The organism is Olivibacter sp. CPCC 100613, from assembly GCF_036959255.1.
Taxonomy (GTDB): Bacteria; Bacteroidota; Bacteroidia; order Sphingobacteriales; family Sphingobacteriaceae; genus Olivibacter.
Window position 1 is genome coordinate 1 of sequence record NZ_JAWMTI010000007.1, and the last position, 20167, is coordinate 20167.

At 41.7% G+C, this 20167-nt stretch carries 14 protein-coding genes; 7 read left to right on the forward strand and 7 right to left on the reverse strand.

Annotated features, from left to right (window positions below; genetic code table 11):
- Window positions 1-386 precede the first annotated feature (386 nt).
- The 5 genes from RYH73_RS19560 to RYH73_RS19580 all read left to right on the forward strand — a co-directional run bounded on the left by RYH73_RS19560 (window position 387) and on the right by RYH73_RS19580 (window position 6627).
- Window positions 387-2615 carry an NADP-dependent isocitrate dehydrogenase gene (locus RYH73_RS19560; protein WP_335315166.1) on the forward strand — a complete coding sequence of 743 codons (2229 nt, stop codon included), beginning with the start codon at window positions 387-389 and terminating at the stop codon, window positions 2613-2615.
- Between the two features lie 178 nt (window positions 2616-2793).
- Window positions 2794-3636 carry a universal stress protein gene (locus tag RYH73_RS19565; RefSeq protein ID WP_335315167.1) on the forward strand — a complete coding sequence of 281 codons (843 nt, stop codon included), beginning with the start codon at window positions 2794-2796 and terminating at the stop codon, window positions 3634-3636.
- A 144-nt stretch (window positions 3637-3780) separates the two neighbouring features.
- Window positions 3781-4041, forward strand: coding sequence for a hypothetical protein (locus RYH73_RS19570; protein WP_335315168.1), 261 nt, complete (start codon window positions 3781-3783; stop codon window positions 4039-4041).
- A gap of 132 nt (window positions 4042-4173) precedes the next feature.
- Window positions 4174-5475, forward strand: coding sequence for a ribosome biogenesis GTPase Der (gene der / locus RYH73_RS19575; protein WP_335315169.1), 1302 nt, complete (start codon window positions 4174-4176; stop codon window positions 5473-5475).
- Between the two features lie 138 nt (window positions 5476-5613).
- Window positions 5614-6627 carry a LacI family DNA-binding transcriptional regulator gene (locus RYH73_RS19580; RefSeq protein ID WP_335315170.1) on the forward strand — a complete coding sequence of 338 codons (1014 nt, stop codon included), beginning with the start codon at window positions 5614-5616 and terminating at the stop codon, window positions 6625-6627.
- A 28-nt stretch (window positions 6628-6655) separates the two neighbouring features.
- Here RYH73_RS19580 and RYH73_RS19585 read toward each other — a convergent pair whose 3' ends face one another.
- The 6 genes from RYH73_RS19585 to RYH73_RS19610 all read right to left on the reverse strand — a co-directional run bounded on the left by RYH73_RS19585 (window position 6656) and on the right by RYH73_RS19610 (window position 17321).
- The gene (locus RYH73_RS19585) at window positions 6656-7393 is read right to left on the reverse strand and encodes a glucosamine-6-phosphate deaminase (RefSeq protein ID WP_335315171.1); all 738 of its coding nucleotides are present in this window, start codon (window positions 7391-7393) and stop codon (window positions 6656-6658) included.
- A 42-nt stretch (window positions 7394-7435) separates the two neighbouring features.
- Entirely contained in the window at window positions 7436-8884 is a 1449-nt protein-coding gene (locus tag RYH73_RS19590) for a Gfo/Idh/MocA family protein (RefSeq protein ID WP_335315172.1), read from the reverse strand.
- Window positions 8885-8901: 17 nt separating this feature from the next.
- Complete coding sequence (locus RYH73_RS19595) at window positions 8902-10878, reverse strand: dienelactone hydrolase family protein (protein WP_335315173.1); 1977 nt, start codon at window positions 10876-10878, stop codon at window positions 8902-8904.
- Between the two features lie 23 nt (window positions 10879-10901).
- Complete coding sequence (locus RYH73_RS19600; RefSeq protein WP_335315175.1) at window positions 10902-12449, reverse strand: SusD/RagB family nutrient-binding outer membrane lipoprotein; 1548 nt, start codon at window positions 12447-12449, stop codon at window positions 10902-10904.
- A 51-nt stretch (window positions 12450-12500) separates the two neighbouring features.
- On the reverse strand, window positions 12501-15578 hold the full coding sequence (locus tag RYH73_RS19605) for a SusC/RagA family TonB-linked outer membrane protein (protein WP_335315176.1): 3078 nt from the start codon (window positions 15576-15578) through the stop codon (window positions 12501-12503).
- A gap of 123 nt (window positions 15579-15701) precedes the next feature.
- Window positions 15702-17321 carry a S41 family peptidase gene (locus tag RYH73_RS19610; RefSeq protein WP_335315177.1) on the reverse strand — a complete coding sequence of 540 codons (1620 nt, stop codon included), beginning with the start codon at window positions 17319-17321 and terminating at the stop codon, window positions 15702-15704.
- A 299-nt stretch (window positions 17322-17620) separates the two neighbouring features.
- On the opposite strand from RYH73_RS19610, the gene RYH73_RS19615 reads away from it, so the two are divergent.
- Both RYH73_RS19615 and RYH73_RS19620 read left to right on the forward strand, forming a co-directional pair.
- Window positions 17621-18187 carry a hypothetical protein gene (locus RYH73_RS19615; protein ID WP_335315178.1) on the forward strand — a complete coding sequence of 189 codons (567 nt, stop codon included), beginning with the start codon at window positions 17621-17623 and terminating at the stop codon, window positions 18185-18187.
- A gap of 236 nt (window positions 18188-18423) precedes the next feature.
- On the forward strand, window positions 18424-18984 hold the full coding sequence (locus RYH73_RS19620; RefSeq protein ID WP_335315179.1) for a DUF4833 domain-containing protein: 561 nt from the start codon (window positions 18424-18426) through the stop codon (window positions 18982-18984).
- Between the two features lie 36 nt (window positions 18985-19020).
- Here the strand turns inward: RYH73_RS19620 and RYH73_RS19625 are convergent, their stop codons facing one another.
- The gene (locus RYH73_RS19625; RefSeq protein WP_335315180.1) at window positions 19021-20106 is read right to left on the reverse strand and encodes a formylglycine-generating enzyme family protein; all 1086 of its coding nucleotides are present in this window, start codon (window positions 20104-20106) and stop codon (window positions 19021-19023) included.
- Between the last annotated feature and the right edge of the window lie 61 nt (window positions 20107-20167).

Consider the following 20167-nt stretch of genomic DNA (forward strand, 5'->3'; position numbering starts at 1 on the left):
ATTTACAAATAGCACCGGGAGGCACGATCCGTTCCTGTAAATTTTGAAGCGGCGATTTTATTCACTACTTCATTATTTTCAAAGGTGTTCATGGATTCCCTACGCTCGGCTCTTTGCTTCTTTATTTCGCAGACCTTCCCCTTAGGGAAAGCTTGAATGCCTTAAAAAACGAAAACTTAATAAAAAGAAAGTAAGAAGTTAAAATATTCGTTCTTTTTTAAGTCAAAACCGACCAACGGAGCTCCCAATTAATCCCACTTATCTTTAGGTATTATTCCCGATCGTCATATTGCATAATAAAAGCAATTTATATAAGTTTGTGCACCGCATACGTGTAAGCATAACACGTGCACGCTATACTTTCAAAACGTAAAATTTAAACACATATGTCAAGTACATCCAAGATCATCTACACAAAGACCGATGAAGCACCTGCTTTGGCGACTTATTCATTGTTACCCATCGTTAAAGCCTTCACCGCATCATCTGGTATTGATGTAGAAACCAGGGACATTTCCTTAGCCGGCCGGATTTTGGCCGTCCTTCCCGAATTTTTAACAGAAGAGCAAAAAGTTTCTGATGCTTTGACAGAGCTGGGGGAATTGGCAACTAAGCCAGAGGCCAATATCATTAAACTTCCTAATATCAGCGCCTCAATTCCTCAATTAAGAACGGCAATAAAAGAACTTCAGGCAAGAGGCTATAAATTACCTGATTATCCTGAAGAACCAAAGAACGACCAGGAAAAGGATATTAAAGCAAAATATGATAAAGTAAAGGGTAGTGCCGTTAATCCCGTGCTGCGTGAAGGTAACTCGGATCGCCGCGCACCGAAGGCGGTAAAGAACTATGCTAAAAAACATCCTCATAGCATGGGGGCTTGGCGCGCTGACTCACAATCACATGTTGCAACCATGCATAGTGGTGATTTCCGTCATAATGAAAAATCATTAACGATCCAAGACGAGACGGACGTGAAAATAGTTTTTACGGACAACCAAGGAAATCAAACCATACTTAAAGAAAAAACACATTTGTTGGCAGGTGAAATCATCGATGCGACCATCATGAGCAAAAAAGCACTTTTGTCTTTCCTAGACACACAAATTGCTGAAGCGAAAGATACAGGGATCTTATTCTCACTGCACATGAAAGCCACGATGATGAAGGTGTCAGACCCAATTATTTTTGGCCACGCTGTGAAAGCTTTCTTTAAAGATGTCTTCGCACAATACGGCGAAGACCTTAAAGCGGTAGGTGCTAATCCAAACAGTGGCTTGGGTGATGTATTAAGTGCGATCGAGAAACTTGCAAGTGACAAGAAAGAGGCCATCAATAAAGCGATACAAAATACATTGGCTGATGGCCCTGCACTCGCCATGGTGAATTCCGACAAAGGAATAACCAATCTTCATGTCCCCAGTGATGTGATTGTAGATGCTTCAATGCCTGCGATGATAAGAAGCTCAGGTCAAATGTGGAACGCTGCCGGAAAGTTGCAAGACACCAAAGCCGTTATCCCGGATAGCAGTTATGCAGGCGTTTACGAAGCAACGATCGAGTTTTGTAAGAAAAATGGCGCGTTCGATCCGGCAACGATGGGAACGGTACCCAATGTGGGTTTAATGGCTCAAAAAGCCGAAGAATACGGTTCGCACGACAAAACCTTCGAAATTGCCGCCGATGGTAAAGTTGAAGTCATTGATGCAAAAGGGGCGGTTTTATTAAGTCACGATGTTGAAGCGGGTGACATTTGGCGAATGTGCCAGGTCAAAGATGCACCAGTTCGCGATTGGGTTAAACTAACCGTTACGCGTGCGCGTGCATCGGAAACTCCGGCTGTATTTTGGCTGGATGAGGAACGTCCTCATGATGCCGAACTGATCAAAAAAGTAAAAGCTTATTTACCTGAGCACGATACAACAGGTCTTGAAATCCATATATTATCACCTGTCAAAGCGACTGAATTTACATTGGCTCGCGTTAAAGCGGGTCAAGATACGATTTCTGTCACAGGAAATGTACTTCGTGATTATCTGACCGATCTATTTCCAATCCTTGAACTTGGAACGAGTGCCAAAATGCTATCGATTGTGCCTCTCATGAACGGTGGCGGGCTCTTTGAAACGGGGGCCGGTGGATCTGCTCCAAAGCACGTTGAACAATTTTTGGAAGAGGGACATCTACGTTGGGATTCGCTGGGAGAGTTTTTAGCACTTGCAGTTTCTTTAGAACATCTTGGAACTAATTACAACAATCCAAAAGCATTAATACTTGCAGACACGTTAGATCAGGCAACCGGTAAGTTGTTAGACAACCAAAAATCACCTTCCAGAAAAGTGGGAGAACTTGATAACCGTGGAAGCCATTTCTATTTAGCTTTGTATTGGGCAGAGGCCTTAGCATCGCAAGATAAAGATGCAACGCTAAAAACGCAGTTTTCCGAACTAGCAAAAAAGCTAACAGCAAATGAGGCCAAGATTAATGAAGAATTAAATGCTGCACAGGGTAAGAAAGTAGATATCGGGGGGTACTATGCTCCAGACGATTCCCTAGCATCAAAAGCAATGCGTCCGAGCGTAACGCTTAACGAGACCATTGACACGTTAGTCTAATATTTATTCTTTATTATCAAATAAAAAAGGAGGTTTTAGACCTCCTTTTTTATTTGATAATGCCTTAGTCACTACCCTAGATCAGTCTTCTAATTTTCAAAAAAACTATTGCCCTAAATTCGATTATCATTTCTCCCTTTTTTTCCGTAACTTTAACATACACCAATGCTATGGTATTATGAAATCAATCATTATAGCAACGGACTTTTCAAATGCTGCGCATACTGCCGCATATTACGCTGCCCATCTGAGCACTGATCTCCACGTTGATACCCTTGTTATTTATCATTCTTACAACAACGAATTGTATATAACAACAGATGTTCCCATTCCAAATCAACAGCAGCTTCAATTACAGCGAACAAAATCATTGGTTGCGCTCGAAGAGCTCCAAACAGCTTTAGGAAATATCATACCAAAATCAACAAATATCAGATTAGAAACAAACGACCAAACATTACTTTCGGGTATTGAAACACTTATTGCAAAGTACCCAACAGAAATGGTGGTGATCGGCACAACCGGCAAAAGTAATCTGGAACATGTCCTAATGGGAAGTAATGCCATGAGTCTCGCCAAAGGCATTAACATTCCGTTGTTGCTCGTACCGGCAAACCATTCATTCAGTTATCCAAAACAGGCCGTTCTCGCTTGTGATTTAAAACAGACAGAAGAAACGCTCCCCATTGAGTACATCCATCACTTCGTTCATGTTCTAAATTTAAAACTCCACATATTAAACATTCAAGCACACAATTCGGAAACAATTGCTGATACCATCCCCGAACAATATAAACTTCATGAGTTACTTGATGATTTAGACCCTATTTATCATTATATCGATAATGAAGATGCGGCGCGCTCTATTATACGTTTTGCAAGCGAACAACATATTGACTTAATTATTTCCATAAAGAAAAATTACAGCTTCTTTAAAGATTTGTTTCATAAAAGCATTACACAAAAACTTGCTTTCAAAACTACTTTACCCTTGCTTCTTTTAGGCAAGACGATTACCTAATGTCCAACAGCCAGGTAATGAAATACAAAGATTAAATCGCATCAGCTATAGCGAGAAAATATGATCTGAAATTGTGTGAAAAAACTACCGGAACTTATATTCTTTTATTGATCAATATTTGTATTTTAGCGACACGGATAGATTATGGAAAGCAATCACACAGAGGATATATTAAACAATAAGGGTCAACTCTTTAGAATCACCTACCAGCACCACGATTATTATTTTCGAGTAATAAAACCGGCGAAAATTACAGCATCCACGAACGAAATTGAAATTCTATTGGATGAAAAAACTTATGTAATTGAGCGCGAAGGCCGCACCTGGGTATTTAAAGGTACGGGCTTAGACAGTGATTTTGCCAATGCAATCGGACGCTTAATCTGCCTTCGTTATCGACTTTAGCAATCTCCCGCATACAATTCATCAATCACAGCCTAACAATGTCAATCCTTATCCTTAACTTTGCCGCTTTATAAAGCCTTTCTCAATAAACAGAAGAGGTAAGAAACAAACTTAAGGGATAAAAGGAGCAAAATGTCTAATATCATTGCCATAGTCGGCCGACCAAACGTTGGCAAGTCAACATTGTATAATCGTTTAACAGAAAGTAGAAAAGCAATCGTGGATGACTTCAGCGGGGTAACTCGCGACAGGCATTATGGTCAAGCTGAATGGACGGGAAAAACATTTACCGTAATTGATACGGGAGGCTATGTGCATGGGTCCGAAGACGTATTTGAAGCAGCTATTCGAGAGCAGGTGTTGATCGCTATTGAAGAAGCTTCGGTTATCTTATTTATGGTAGATGTTACCGTTGGAATTACCGATTTAGACGACGATATTGCCCATCTGCTGCGCCGGTCAAATAAACCCGTCTTTGTTGTTGTTAACAAAGTTGATCATCATCAGTTGCACACAGATGCGGCCATATTCTACAGTTTAGGACTAGGAGAGCTATATAATATTTCATCTATGACCGGCTCAGGTACAGGTGAGCTGCTGGATGAAGTGATCAAACATTTTGATGAAATCCCCGAAGAAGAAAACAGCTTACCTAAATTTGCAATCGTCGGAAGACCGAATGTCGGCAAATCGTCACTTATCAATGCTTTAATTGGTAGAGAACGTAATATTGTAACGCCCATTGCGGGTACAACACGTGATTCGATACAAATTCATTATAATCAATTCGGACATGAGTTCATGTTAATAGACACTGCTGGCTTACGTCGAAAGACAAAAGTAAAGGAAAACATTGAATTCTATTCGGTCATGCGTACCATTAAGGCATTGGAAGAGGCAGATGTCGTTATTCTGATGATTGATGCGATCGAAGGCATAGAATCGCAAGATGTGAATATTTTCCATTTAGCAGAAAAAAACAAAAAAGGGGTCGTCCTACTTGTAAATAAGTGGGATTTGGTCGAAAAAGATCATAAAACCGTTAAAAAATTCGAAGAGGAAGTAAGAAGTAGAACAGCGCCATTTACAGATTTTCCTATTATCTTTACATCAGTTATTGAAAAACAGCGGATCTTTAAAGCAATAGAGGCGGCGGTAAAAGTTTACGAGAATAAATACAAGAAAATTGCTACTTCAAAGTTGAATGATGTCATGCTCCCCATCATTGAAAATTATCCACCACCTGCCACCAAAGGAAAGTACATTAAGATCAAATATATTACTCAAATCACCGGAAGATCGCCTATGTTTGCCTTTTTCTGTAACCTCCCGCAGTATATTAAAGATCCTTATAAACGCTTTATCGAAAATAAACTCCGAGAACATTTCGACTTTAACGGTGTGCCCATTCAAATTTTTTTCCGACAAAAATAAGCCTATCCGTTCATTTTATTGGCACATCAACATATTATCGCTATCTTTATCGAGCAGACCAATAGAGATTAACACTGAGGCTATGTGTCGGTAGCGTTGGTATTTTCCTCGAAAACCGAAAGCTTATTTTTTATTAACATGTCTAATCTCGTAACGATAAAGGATATAGCTCGTGCGTTAAACATATCTGTTTCAACGGTCTCAAGAGCACTACGTGACACACACGATGTGAGTCAGGAAACAAAAAACAAGGTAGAAGCGATGGCGAGCGCGCTCCATTATAAACCGAATTTCAATGCAATGGGTTTAGCAAATGGAAAGTCTCACAATATCGGCATTGTTTTACCTTTTATTACAAATTATTATTTTTCGACCGTCATAACCGGTATACAAGAAGCAGCCTATAACAACGGATATAATATCGTACTCTACGTAACGAATGATTCACCGGAGAGAGAATTTGCAATTATTAACAATCTTTCCATTGCAAATTTAGATGGTTTACTGATTTCCACCTGTTGTAAAACCGGCGATCATCTTCAACCTTTGCTGAACAACCGGATACCCATTGTCTTTTTTGATAGAATAATAGAAAACTTAGAAACCTCAAAAGTTGTGCAAGACGATTATAACGGTGCATTTCAAGCAACAAGCCATTTGATTGAGCAAGGTTATACCAAAATCGCACATATTGCAGGGCCCAGAAACCTTCCTTTAACGGAAAAGCGATTGGCAGGTTATATGGATGCCTTAAAAAAACATTGTCTACCATTTCGGAACGAATGGATCATTTCTTCTGGATTCTCTCAGGAATGTGGTGAATATGACACGGTACAACTATTAGCCTTGTCAAAAAATGTAAGACCAAATGCCATTTTTGCTGTAAACGACAGAAAGGCCGTTGGCGCTGCCATCGCGGTCAAAAAGCGTGGTATACTTATTGGAAAAGAGATTGGAATCATCGGCTTCACAAATGACCCAATCTCTTCATTGGTTACGCCAAGTATCAGCACTATTGCCGAACCTGCTTTTGATATCGGTTTCATCAGCTGCGAACTCCTTCTTAAACACCTAACCAAAAAGCAAACCCCTTTCCAGGAAATCATATTACCGGCATCGTTAATAGTGAGACAATCTACCCAGAGAACATGACATTAATCTGAACGCGGTTAGTGGCTTTCTACGAATTAGCTAATAAACCTGCAGACGCCTCATCTAAATAAAGAGAGCAAGCGCTATGTTTTTGTAAAATACTGGCGGGATAATGATTGCTAACTACCTGTTCTACACTATCTTTGACTGCTTGTGCTTTTCTCGCGTCGGGTACGGAACAAATAATATGTTTTGATTTGCAAATCTGCTTCACAGACATACTGATTGCGCTGGTCGGGACTTCATCCAAGGATTTAAACCAACCTTCGCCCAATTGCTGCATACGACACTGATGATCTAAATTCACGGCCAGATAGGGTTCTTCTGTATCGAAATCCGCAGGGGGATCGTTAAATGCCAAATGACCGTTTTCACCTATTCCTACCAACGCAACATCTATAGGATGCGCACTGATTAAATCACCTAATTTCTTTCGTTCTACGTCCGGATCAGACTCACCATCGATTAAATAAGCGGCCTTCAAGGAGGGGACATGCATTAAAAATCTTTCTTTTAGATATTTTCTGAAACTGGCAGGATGACTAATCGATAGATCAATATACTCATCCAAGTGAAACATCGTTACCTTGGACCAGTCGATATCTTCTTTGATTAGCTGGTTAATCGTTTCGAATTGACTGGTCCCTGTAGCCAGAATAATATTGGCCGATCCTTTTTCGCTGATCGCTTCATTAATCAGTTTAGCAGCCTCTTTGCCTGCCGCCTGTCCCAATTCTTTTGGGTTCTTTGATATAAAAATATTCATAGTCTTTATGTTCTACCTAAATGATTATATACATTACCGATACTAAACCCGTGTACCTGTTGTTGCTCCTTTTTCCAGCGATAGATCTAATGGTTTATTTTCCTTCCATTTTCCCGATGTGAAATCCGGTATACGAATGGGTTTACTTCCATTGGCTACCGACCATTCGCTTAACGGACCGATAGCACTCCAACTTGCCGCATCGTAAACATCCATATCCAGTGGTAAACCATTACGGAGGCAATCGATCAGACGCCAGTCCATCATAAAGTCCATTCCACCATGACCACCAACTTTCTTCGCCAGCTCACCTATTTTTCGCACAATAGCCGGTGTATACTTATCTTCCAACGCTTTCATTTCTTTTTCTTCCAACCAACCTTCGTGGCTCGTAGCAATCTTACCTGGTAAGGGGTATTTTTGCGCGGTGGCTTTCGTACCACTCAACAAATGGATACGCGAATAAGGTCTCGGCGATGACACGTCATGTTGCAACATGATGGTGCGTCCTCTTCCCGTCCGGATAGTGCTTGTATTGATATTTCCTCTGAAAGGACTATCAACAAATTCTTTAAAGCTCGGGTCTTCTTTTGCCTTCTCCTCCGCTAAAGGCTTCAATAGAAAATCATTGGATGACATCGAGACCATATAGTCTAGATGGTCACCGCGATTGATATCCATCGCTTGGCAAACAGGGCCGATCCCATGTGCTGGATACAAATTGCCATTTCGTTTCGCATTCTCCCTGAGGCGCCAGAGATTCCATCTTGCATCTTTGTCAAAAAAACTATCTAAAATATCATGAATGTAGGCACCTTCGCCATGAATAAGCTCTCCAAAGAAACCTTGTCGAACCATATTCAGCGTAAGTAACTCAAAGAAATCATAGCAACAGTTTTCAAGCATCATGCAATGTTTCTTCGTTTTCTCTGATGTCTCTACCAATCGCCAACAATCCTCCACCGTAGTTGCAGCAGGAATCTCAACGGCAACATGCTTTCCATGCTCCATGGCATAAACAGCAATCGGCGTATGAAGTGCCCAGTGTGTGCAAACATAAATCAGGTCAATATCCTCCCGATCGCATACACTTTTCCAAGCTTCTGCCCCATCATGATATAAGCGCGCTTCATGACCTGGAAACTGAATACGGTCTTTCGCTTTTTTTGCCTGTTCTGGCCGTATATCGCATATCGCCTTGATATCCACCCCTTCAAGCCGACTTAGACGTTCAACGGCAGCGCCACCTCTATTACCGACTCCAACAAATCCAACGCGAACTACCTCGATCTTTGGAGCCGCATAACCACACATGTTGAATGTTTGTTGATATTCCTTTTGGCTTGCCGCTAAGATATTCGCCAGTTTAGTATCCTCCTGGTTGTCTTTTGTGTTATCCTGTCCGCTGCAGGCGCTTACTCCGGCACCGCTAACGACACCTAGCCCTGTTATACCGGCATATTTCAGAAAATCTCTACGGTTACTTTTCATACTATTTAGTGTTTGAATTAGTCTATAATAAATTTGATTTTGTTTGATTTATTCCATTTTTGTTTCATTAAGGCGATTTCTTCCTGCAACTCATTTACTCCTTTCTGATCTAACTTTCTTCCCGACATACTCCGTGCATGTACAAATTGTATGGTTGTAGCCTTACTTAGCACAGCTATCATCGTAAGATCTCCCCAGCAGAGGACACCCGGAATATGGATCGACATATTATAATAGTCAAGCCCGGTTCTGTCATCAAAAACATAACTGTAGGGTGCATCGTGAAGCACTAAATCCTTCAACTCATGCCTCGTAGAGAAAATGAGCGTGGCCACACTGGGCTCCCTGTAGCCTATAAAAGTGATGGCTTGCATCCCGCGCTTGATTAACCAATGATATATAAGCTCCATATCTGACAACCACTCAGCAAGTACTGTCCGTCCTAACCATAAGGCAGAACGCGACAAGGTGTGAAATTTGGGCAATCCTTCGTCATTCTTACTAGCTTCTACTGAAGCTTGCTCACCTAAGCCCCATAGATCCACTAATACCAGCACGTGGCCTTCTTCTTGGGCGTCCTTCATCAGCTTCACCGGAGTCGCTCCTTTTCCGTCTCCATGAAAAACAACTTTGCAGCATGTAATTCGTTCTTTAGGTTCATATAGCAGTAAAGGGATTTCTTGGCCGGTTGAGCAAGTCAAAACTATTTTTTGCCATTCGTTATCCTTTTTCCCTGTTACCTGTTTGAGTGTTTTCTGTTCCACCTGTCCGATGAGTTTCGCTAATTCGTTTAACTTCGTAAGGCAGGGCACATTTTCAGCTAAACTTTTGCTACGCAATAGAACACCCCGATGAAGACAAAAATGTCCCGTGGTTTCCACTAAAGCCGGCCTTCCCTTCCTATAGGTCCTTAATAATTCTTGATCCAATAATGCTTCCGTTTCGAGCCCTTTTAGCCTTTCTGACGTAGACGTATTTTCCAAATGAAGGTCAAACCATTTGATGGCGACGCGAAGCATTTCGATAGAATAGGTATGTTCCTGCTCGAATAATTCATAGGCTAACTTATCTGCTGCTCCTGTTTTATTATATAGTTCTTGTGCATATTCATAGGAACGCAGCATCTCCTTAGGATAAAAGGCAGAATTATCTTCCCCTAATGCGCTCAATATTTTAAGCGCTCGAGGTGCCACCAGTCCTAATACAAGTGATTCTTCGGAAAAAGTCAAGCCATTCGGCAAGAGTTCACAAACACAATTGCTATTCATCACGTAGGATTCAAAGGTTCCCACACTTACCACCGGAACAGCTGCTTTGACACGCTCATCTAGGGCTGCTAACCACATTGCCTGATTTCCCCCTCCACTGGCGCCCGTGACTCCTATTCTTTCCGGATCCACTGATGGAAGCGAGCATAAAAAATCCAAAGCCCGTACATTGTCGGTAAGCTGCATTCCCATTAATGTTTCTCCGATATTAAAAAGAGCCGCACCTAAATTCCCTCCATGATATTCTTCCCTATTCACCTCACTGCACCGTTCGCCGGCACCCCATGCGTCCATCGTTAATACAACATAACCCGCCTTTGCAAAATGCTGCGCCGCTTGGCGAAATAGGTAAGCATTTCTTGCCCCCTCCCAATGTCCGTGGCTAAGCAAAATTGCCGGTAGCGGTCCTGCAATTTTCGGCAAATAAAGATTACCTGTTGCATAAACGGATGGCCGGGTTTGAAAAGCTATATTCTTGATTTTAAACCTTGGCTGCTCAATCTCTGCCGTTTCTTTCAAATCAAAATCCAATGCATTAAAAAAGCTTAACTTGGTCTGTTTAATGAGCTTCTGCTTCAACTTCGTGGCCAAGCTCCCCCATTCCTCATTTCTACTAGATTGAATACAATCCTTCGATGCATGGGCTGCTAAATCTCGATAATGCTGCGAGATAAAATCGGGCTTTCTATCGCTCTTCTTGAATACGCTTGGAATTTCAGCTTGCATGTAATGACATTCAGTTTTTCTACTTAATCAACATCCCACCATAAGCTCGTTGCGCCGTTATCGGCTCCACCAAGTAATTGTCTTCCCTTTTCCAAAGCCTCTTTATTGGCAATGCCTTCCGAAACCGGGTAAGGTAAGCGTTTCACAAAGCTCCCACTAGGAATACTGCTGTTATCTGACTGTACCACTGGATACATAATCGGATAACCCGTACGTCTAAATTCAGCCCAAGCTTCCATACCATCCGGAAAAATAGCTAACCATTTTTGAGTACCGATCTGCTCACGTTCGACCGATTCGTCTGCTGACCAATGAACGGGTGTTGAAGAAACCGCCGGTGAATTATTTGCATCACCCGGGGCTACAGGTATTAGCGCTGACATCATATATGCATCAATCGTACTAGCATCAACACCCCATTGTCCCAGACTTTTACGGATCCCCTCTTCGTACAATTCTTGTGCAGTCCCTCCCATGTTCCATCCGTTCAAAGCTCCTTCCGCTCTTAAAAACCAGGCTTCCGCGGCGTTCATAACTGGATGGCGTCTTTCTAAAACAGGGGTCCATGAGGCTGCATTTTCATCCCAAGTAACCCAACCGGTGCCTACATTCGAGTTTTGCGCACTTGTATTGCGACTGTTGCCCAATGCAGTAGCTGACAAGCCATTTCTCAAGCTATTATATTGTTTATTGGTAACATCCGGCTGAAAAAACAAGCCCATTCTTGGATCTTCATAGCCTTTTAAATAGGAGGCAATAGTAGAACTCATCGCAAATTCATTCCACGCTGCTACTTGTGACAAGCCATTGGTATCATTTCCTACCAGTGCTTTCGTCAAACTCGCATTCTGCTCGTTATCGGTTAGTATACCGCTTTGCACAGCCGCCTCCGCCTCTGATTTAGCACGCGTTGGATCGACTTTTGAAATCCGCAATGCTAAACGTAAACGCAATGTATTGGCAAAACGAATCCAATAATCTACATTGCCATCGTACATCAGCTCGTAACCCTGAAATATACGTGTGCCGCTTCCCAGTGCTTTTAGATCCGCTACAGCTTGCGTGAGACGCTTAAAGAAATCATCATAAATCACATCTTGCCCATCGTACGCCACTGATTGAACAGATTCTAAGGCGTTGAAATAGGGAATCGGACCAAAATGATCCGTTAAACGATGAAAAGTATATACCCACCATATATTCGCAAGTGCTTGCTCCCCCGACCCCGGTTCAGCATTGTCGATTATGAATTTTAATTGAGGTGCCGTATTCACATATACCACCGTATAAAAACGTGTCTGCCAATCGGGATTAAACACATAGCGATCTGTTTGAAAAGACGTAGATGTTAATGAAAAATATTGCGCGTAAAGATCGGCCCCAAGATTTTGAACAGTTTGATAAAAACTTCTATCCATCGCACCGGAAGATTGTGCTTTCGCAAACATAAAAGGCATTTCTCTGGCCCCTACTTCGGTCAATACATTGGGATCGCTATTTTGATCATCAAAATCTTTTGTACAAGAGCTAAGCAACAGCAGCCCTATACCATATATTATTAATTTATTCATTTTTCTTCGTTTTATGATTTTACCCTACGCTATTAAATCATGGACCAATGCCTAAAAGGAAGCTTTTAAATTTAAGCCAAAACTCCTAACAGCCGGCAACAATCCAGCCTCTACCCCTTGGTAATTTCCGGCTCCTAATGCCGCTTCCGGATCAATTGGAATCGTTCTGGAAATACCTGGTAGATCTAGCTTCGCTTTCCCTCGATAAAAGAAGAAAAGGTTTCGACCCACTAAAGCCACGCGCACATTTTTTAGATGCGGTAGATTGAGATCAAAATCGTATGATAATGAAATTTCCCGCATTCTAAAATTAGTTGTACTATAGGTAAAAAATTCTCCCCAGGCGGCACGACCGTTTTGCGAAACGGTCGTCCAAAGCTGTTGAGCCGTAATGGCCGTTGTATTTACCGACCCATCTGCTTTTACCCCTGGAAGCACTAAGCCTCCATCTCGCCATTCTTCTGTAAAATCACCCAAACCATAGGCGCCCAAAAACGAATCTGTACCTGACACCAGCTCCCCGCCTACTCGGCCATCGATCAGCATAGACAAGTAAAATTTTTTGTACTTAAAGTTATTGGTCCATCCAAGCATGAAGGTTGGATTAAAATTCCCTAATTTCTGGTTGTTTTCGACGACAGGTAATCCATTTTCATTAACAATATGATTGCCATTTGCATCTTTTGCCCAAGCGAAGCCGTAAAGGTCTCCATAGGATCCACCAACCCGAGCTACAACAGAGGCGAGCCGGGCACTTGCTGAAATATTCGCCTGCTCAACTTCGGGCGTTAGCGCTACGATCTTATTAATATTTCGAGCAAAATTGATATTGGTATTCCAAGAAAATTGTTCGCCTTGTACCGGTGTGCCCGTCAATTGTAACTCTATCCCCTTATTTTCTATATCTCCTGCATTGATGTATTGCCTGCTATAACCGCTCGCAGGAGGCAAATCAACAAAGAGAAGTTGGTTCTTAGAATTCGTTTTATAAATTGTTGCATCAATTCCTACTCGGTTATTCCAAAATTTCCATTCAGTACCAAATTCAAGTGCATGGGTAATTTCAGGTTTTAAATCCGGAATGGCTCGGGTTGAATTTCGACTGATAAAACCAGCGCCGGCACCCAGGCTATAATTGTAAAGTTGTCGCAGCAAATTGGTTTCTGCATCATTACCAACCTGTGTATAGGAAGCCCTTAATTTCCCAAGGGAGATCCAAGACGGAAGGGCAAAGGCATCAGACAATATGCCCGATAAACCCACTGACGGATAAAAATAACTATGGGGCGAAGGTAAAGTAGACGACCAATCGTTCCGTGCCGTTGCGTCTAAATACAAATAATCTTTGTAAGCAAACTGTACATTTCCATATACGGATTGCATTTCACGTTCCACAGCTAACAAGGTATTAAAGGCCGGCGTCGTAGCAAAGGCTAAGCTAAACTGATTCGGCACGCGTAGACCATTCGCCATATCTTGAGAGCTGGTATTTTTGCGATTCAATAAACTGGCACCAACATTATACGAAATATTCAGGTCTTCGGTCAATTTATTACGTCCTGAAACCAATATATCAATATTTCGTTCCCATCTACTTAGATTCGTCTCGTAATACTGGCCCCCGGGTAACACATTCCCGAGGGAAATGGTTCCGTCATAAAACGAACCATCAATTTTATCATCGTAACGATCCAAGCTATAACGCCCCATCACGCTGAGCCAATCTGTAAGCTCATACTTAACCGATCCCAGTAAGGTAATCCGATTACGTTCTTCGTTAACCGAAGTACGATTTATATCCCAATATGGATTATCAAAAATGGAAGAATTTATCCAATATTTACGTACAGGTTCTCCGGTAACGGGATTGGTAGATTCAAAATCCTTCAATTCTTCTTCAGCCATATCTCTTGGCATAATATAGGCCTCCATCGGTGTTCCGGTATCCCCCAGTCGTGGCTTATTTTTAATCGACTGATTAACATAAGTAATCTTTGCGTCGGTGGTCAACTTCGGCAATAGTTTGGTATTCAATCGTAGATTAAGCGTATTCCGATCCAGGTCGTTTCCCTTCATAATACCGCCATTTGCATTATTTGTATAGGATAAGAAACCCTGCATATTCTCTGTACCACCAGAGAAACTAACGGCATTGTTGTAGGAATTTGCCGTTCGGAAGAAACTCCGAACATTATCCGGATAAGTTTGGGTTGGCGCGCCCCAGCTTTCTCCGACATTCGAGGAGGCTTCACCACCACTCCCCCTGCCATAGGTATTTTGAAAGCGCATTAATAAATTCGGCTGATCGACGGAAAAACCACCGTTATAATCGATGGCCATTTTACCACTTTTACCTGATTTTGTCGTAATAATTAAAGCACCGTTTGCCGCTCTACTCCCATATAATGCAGCAGCAGATGGCCCTTTCAACACATTGATAGATTCAATATCATCTGGATTGATATTAGCAGCACCATCACTGGATCCATAGGTATTAAAATCACCGGTCGGCTGAGGTGCCGAAGAGTTGTCAATAGGCACTCCATCAACTACGATCAGGGCGTTATTGTTACCACTGATCGAACGATTTCCTCGTAATACAACCCGCGCAGCACTACCTGGCCCCGTTGCTGCTGGTGTGATAACGGCCCCAGCCACCTTTCCACTCAGGCTATTCATCACATTCCCGCTATTGTCCCGAACTTCATTCAGCTGGTCACCTCCAATTTGTTGAGTCGCATAAGTCAAGGTTCGTGTTTGTCGCTCTATCCCCAATGCGGTCACCACTACCTCATTCAGCTCAGCGGCATCATCTGCTAGAGACACTTGCAGAACGTCCGCATTTGCTATCGTAATTTCCTTCAGTTTATAGCCTACAGAAGTAAAGACCAGTACATCCCCTACCTTGGCCCTTACAACAAAACGCCCATCTGTATCGGTAGATGTGCCTTGCTGTGACCCTTTTACTTTTACACTCACACCTGGAATAGGCATTTTTTCAGACTGACTGTTCACAATCCCTTTTATATCCTGCTGGTCTTGGGCACGAATAAAAAAGGGTAAATAGAGTAATGTCACCATCAGCCAATAACGACTGATGTACATACAAAAAGGCACGTTTCTTTTCATAACTTCTCACTTAGGGTTGGTAATACAAGGGATCAATCCCTTTGTTATACTCAAAAAAATGAGAAAATGGCCTTAATGGCAAAAATTCAGAATGAAATTAGCGAGAACGTTATCGAAAAAAAATCACCGCTTCAGTGTTTCGATGGTACGGGCAAGCATGTGATCCGACTCATTTTTTATCTTAAAATAAGCTTCACTCCCGAAGAAAAATCGGGCTATCAACGCCTTCATATCAAGCTCTATAAGCTGACGAGCAATCTCAGCCTCTTTATTATTGAACTCAATTTCTTTTCGTCTAGCTAGCTCCACAAAATGACCATACGTATGCTTTGGTAAACTATAGTGTGTCAAAAAATGGTCAATAGAAAAGTCAGGCACCGTTGAAACCAGGTTACTATAAACATAGTCATTGATAAGATTGGCTTTTAGCACCTTTTTATAGAAACTATTTGCACCCAGGGTATCGATGGGCACATAGATGTCGGGCATAATACCGCCCCCACCGTAAATAGGACGACCTGCACTCGTATGATAGAGCATTCCTTTCAACAATGTACTGTCAAGCGAACTCTTGTTTTCTTCCTGCGTCAATTCACCGGAAACATACCTACGATTGATTTCATTGAAATATTTCTCGAGCCCATCCTTATAAGACTTTTGAATACTTCTGCCCGAAGGGGTATAGTATCTTGCAATTGTTAAATTAACCGCCGATCCATCATCAAAATCATATTGATCTTGCACAAGCCCTTTTCCGAAGGAGCGTCTTCCAACAACGGTGCCCCGATCCAAATCTTGTACCGCTCCTGCTACAATTTCGCTAGCGGATGCCGAACGCTCATCGATTAAAATGGCGAGTTTACCTTCTTCAAAAACACCATCCCCTTTTGAATAATATTCGGTTCGAGATTCATGCGCTCCCTGGGTATATACTAACAGTTTCTTTTCCTTAAAAAACTCACTTGCCAGGGCTGTCGCAGCCCGTAAGTAGCCTCCACCATTTTCTCTTAAATCAACGATCAGCTTATCCACACCATATTGCTTCATCCGATTTAAATTCTTCCGAAAATCACTTGCAGTTTGTGCGCCGAAGCGCTTGATTTTTATATAGGCAATGGCTGTATCAATTATATAAGCTGCATCAACACTGCTTACAACTATCTTATCACGGGTTACTTTAATCGGTTCTGTTAAATCAATACCATTACGATTGACCCAGAGATTAACGGTACTTCCTCTTTTTCCTCTCACTCTGGCCGCTACCTCCTGTTCTTTCATATTAACCCCTGAAATTGGCTTATCATCGACTCCAATTAATTTATCCCCAATTTTTACACCGGCCTTCTCGGCAGGTCCATTCGAAGTGAGCGAAGTGATCATCAGGGTGTCGCGTAAACGATAATACTCTAAACCAATACCGTCAAAACTACCATTTAGTTCCTCTCCCATCGCCTTCGCCAAATTTGGCGGCATATAGGTCGAGTGTGGATCCAAATGAGATAGAACTTGTTTAATCGCAAAATCCTGAAGCGTATCAACACCTACTACATCCACATATCGATCATTTACAACCTGAATCAATCGCTGTAGTTTCCCACTTTTATCAACCAAAACGGAAGGTAGGATTCCAGAAGAATTCTTTGACTCTTCGTCAACAAAACTCTGCCCCAACAACAATCCGACAAAAAGTACCCCGGCATAGGTAGCAGCAATCAGTACGTTTTTTCTAGTTTCGGGACTCATATTGTTTTAGTGCTGCTAAGTTAACGATAATAAAGAAATTATAACAGAAAGGAGGGACTTTACAGGGCTAAACACCCTTAGTTATTCTCGGTTATGGAGAAGTTTTTTTGCAGCAATTATCATGTACTTTTAGGCTGAAGTCTTATTGTATATGAAACCAATTTTATCTAAGTTTGCATTGAAAATACTATTGTTTGGCCGTGTTTTAACAACCCTGTTGAATCGCTCCGTTATACAAACCAGTCAACAATGTTTATTGCAGAGAACAAGTTCTTTAATGGTAAAATCCCCAACAAACAATGCACGAGATTGAACCTTTTTACCGGTGGCGAGACGATTACATTGCGTCAGAAGATGAACTTTCGCCCTTTTATGGAACAGAGTATAGCGAATTTGAATTCGACAAGCAAATTTACAACTTCTTATTGCACCCTCAATGGGATTACTTTGGCTCCAACACCTTATACTTGAAAATACTTTTCGCTGATTACGATCACCAATATGCTATTATTGAAATGATTGGCGAGTGGAATGATGCGATTAACAATGATATTATGCTACTTAAACGAGAGGTTATCGAATTGATGATCGCTCAGGGAATCAATAAATTTATCCTTATTGGTGAGAACATTTTAAACTACCATGCATCCGATGATTGCTATTATGAAGAGTGGTTTCAGGAAATCGAAGACGGCTGGATAGCAGGTCTTAATTTCAGGCAACATGTGATTGAAGAATTTAAAAATTCCAACATCGACTACTTCATCAATTTTGGCGGTCACCTCGATGACATGAATTGGCGTAATCATAAACCCATTCAGGTTTTCCGCGCCGTAGAAGAGCAGTTAACAAAACGGCTCTACTAACCATCAACACCTACCTTGATTTTTCTTAAAAAGCATCTGCAATGCTGTCCGGCTTATAAACCTGAGTTCGAAGTGTTGTGAGGAAGAAGATGACCGGAAATTCGTCGTGATACGGGTTGTGCTGTTTTTGTGATTTGCGAATACAGGACAATTTAGGTAAGTTTGGTATAAAGCTTGCTTCTATATTATTCAAATAAATAAATAATAAATTAAAGTATCATATAAACCAATGACCTATGAAAACTTTTGTTTTATTATTAGTTGCATCCTCTTTTTGTGGCAACCACACCTATGCACAAGACAATACTTCAAGTAATCAAGTGGATAAAACAAAACTGCCGATTCCGAAGGAAAAAGAGCAGTTGTTTTATCTACAACGAGATCCAAATAAAAATACAATCGTTTACACCTTGAATAAGAAAGATGGCAAAATCGACGAAAGCAATCCAGTTAACGCTTACTGGATTTTATACGAAGAAGATGGGGAGCGAAAAGATTTATCTTATATACAACGAAAATTTGCATACGGAATTGATCATAAAAAATTAAACGATAATGAATACGAAATCCGTTTAACTTCCTGTAAAAGCATTCCTTTTCGCCTTGCTTATTGTCCGTTAAGCAAGCAATATGAAGCCTTCACGTCGATAAATAACAAGCCGGCCATCGTCGAAAGCATATTTGTACGCATTAATGGCGGTTCCCTTTTTAAGCCGAATGTCGATTATATTGAATTGATCTGTAAGGATAGCCAATCTGGTCAGAAGCTAAAGCAAGTCATTCCGATGGACGAGTAACGTCCCCAACCCGCAACCGGCAACTCCCAACTATTATTAAGGTGCTTTATCTTGTACACATCGGAAACCTAAATTATTACTAGCGCTACTAACCTCGCCTTTTCCTCTACTACCCGCTTTATAACGCTCACAATACTGATCATTACACAAAAACGAGCCTCCACGTTGAACACGCTTCACCAGTCCGGGTTCGTCAGGATCATAGCTATCACTCGGACCTTTGGGGTTATTCCGTTCCGCATGCACATAAGCATCCGGGCGATATAAATCGGCACACCATTCCCATACATTTCCTTCCATATCGTACAAACCGAATGCATTTGCAGGAAAGGATTTAACAGGTGCTAATTCCACAAAACCATCTTCAGCCGCGTTGCTTACGGGGAAATTTCCTTGATAGGTATTGGCCACCCATTTACCTTGAGGCTTTAATTCATCTCCCCAATAATATTTTTTCCCAACCTGTCCTGCGCGCGCAGCGTATTCCCATTCGGCTTCTGTTGGTAAGCGTTTTCCAGCCCATTTAGCAAAAGCCTCAGCATCTTCATAACTTATCTGAACAACCGGCTCATCCTCCTTTCCCTTAATGTCACTTCCCGGCCCCTTGGGTTGCCGCCATGACGCGCCCGGCACATACTTCCACCACTGTAAATGGTTATTTAAATTCACCGGTTCTTTAGGGGGTGTAAAAACTGCTGAACCGGGAACGAGCAAGTCCCGTGAGACCCCTGGGAAATCCGCCGGATTTAACGCTCTTTCAGCAACGGTAACATAGCCTGTAGCCTCTACAAATTTGGCAAATTGTGCATTGGTTACTTCATGCTCATCCATCCAAAAATCATTTACGCTTACCTCGTGTATTGGTTGTGTATCAGCAAATTCACCCGAGCCCATTTGAAAAGCTCCTCCCTTAATAAAAACCATCTTTCCATCATCGGCTCCTTGCAATAAATTTTCTTGCGTTTTTTTGACCGCAGCAGCCCGTGATGGTATCCCTTCGGATACGCACATTGCCACCGAATCCTTTTTATCCGCTTCTTTGTCTGTGGTTGATTGACAACCCGATAATAGCCCCGCTACACCAACAAAAATTTGAATCCACCGATTTCCACACTTATTCATAATTGCTTTTTAATACCGCTTATGCTAATTAATCTTCTATTTACTTTCGCACTATAAAATA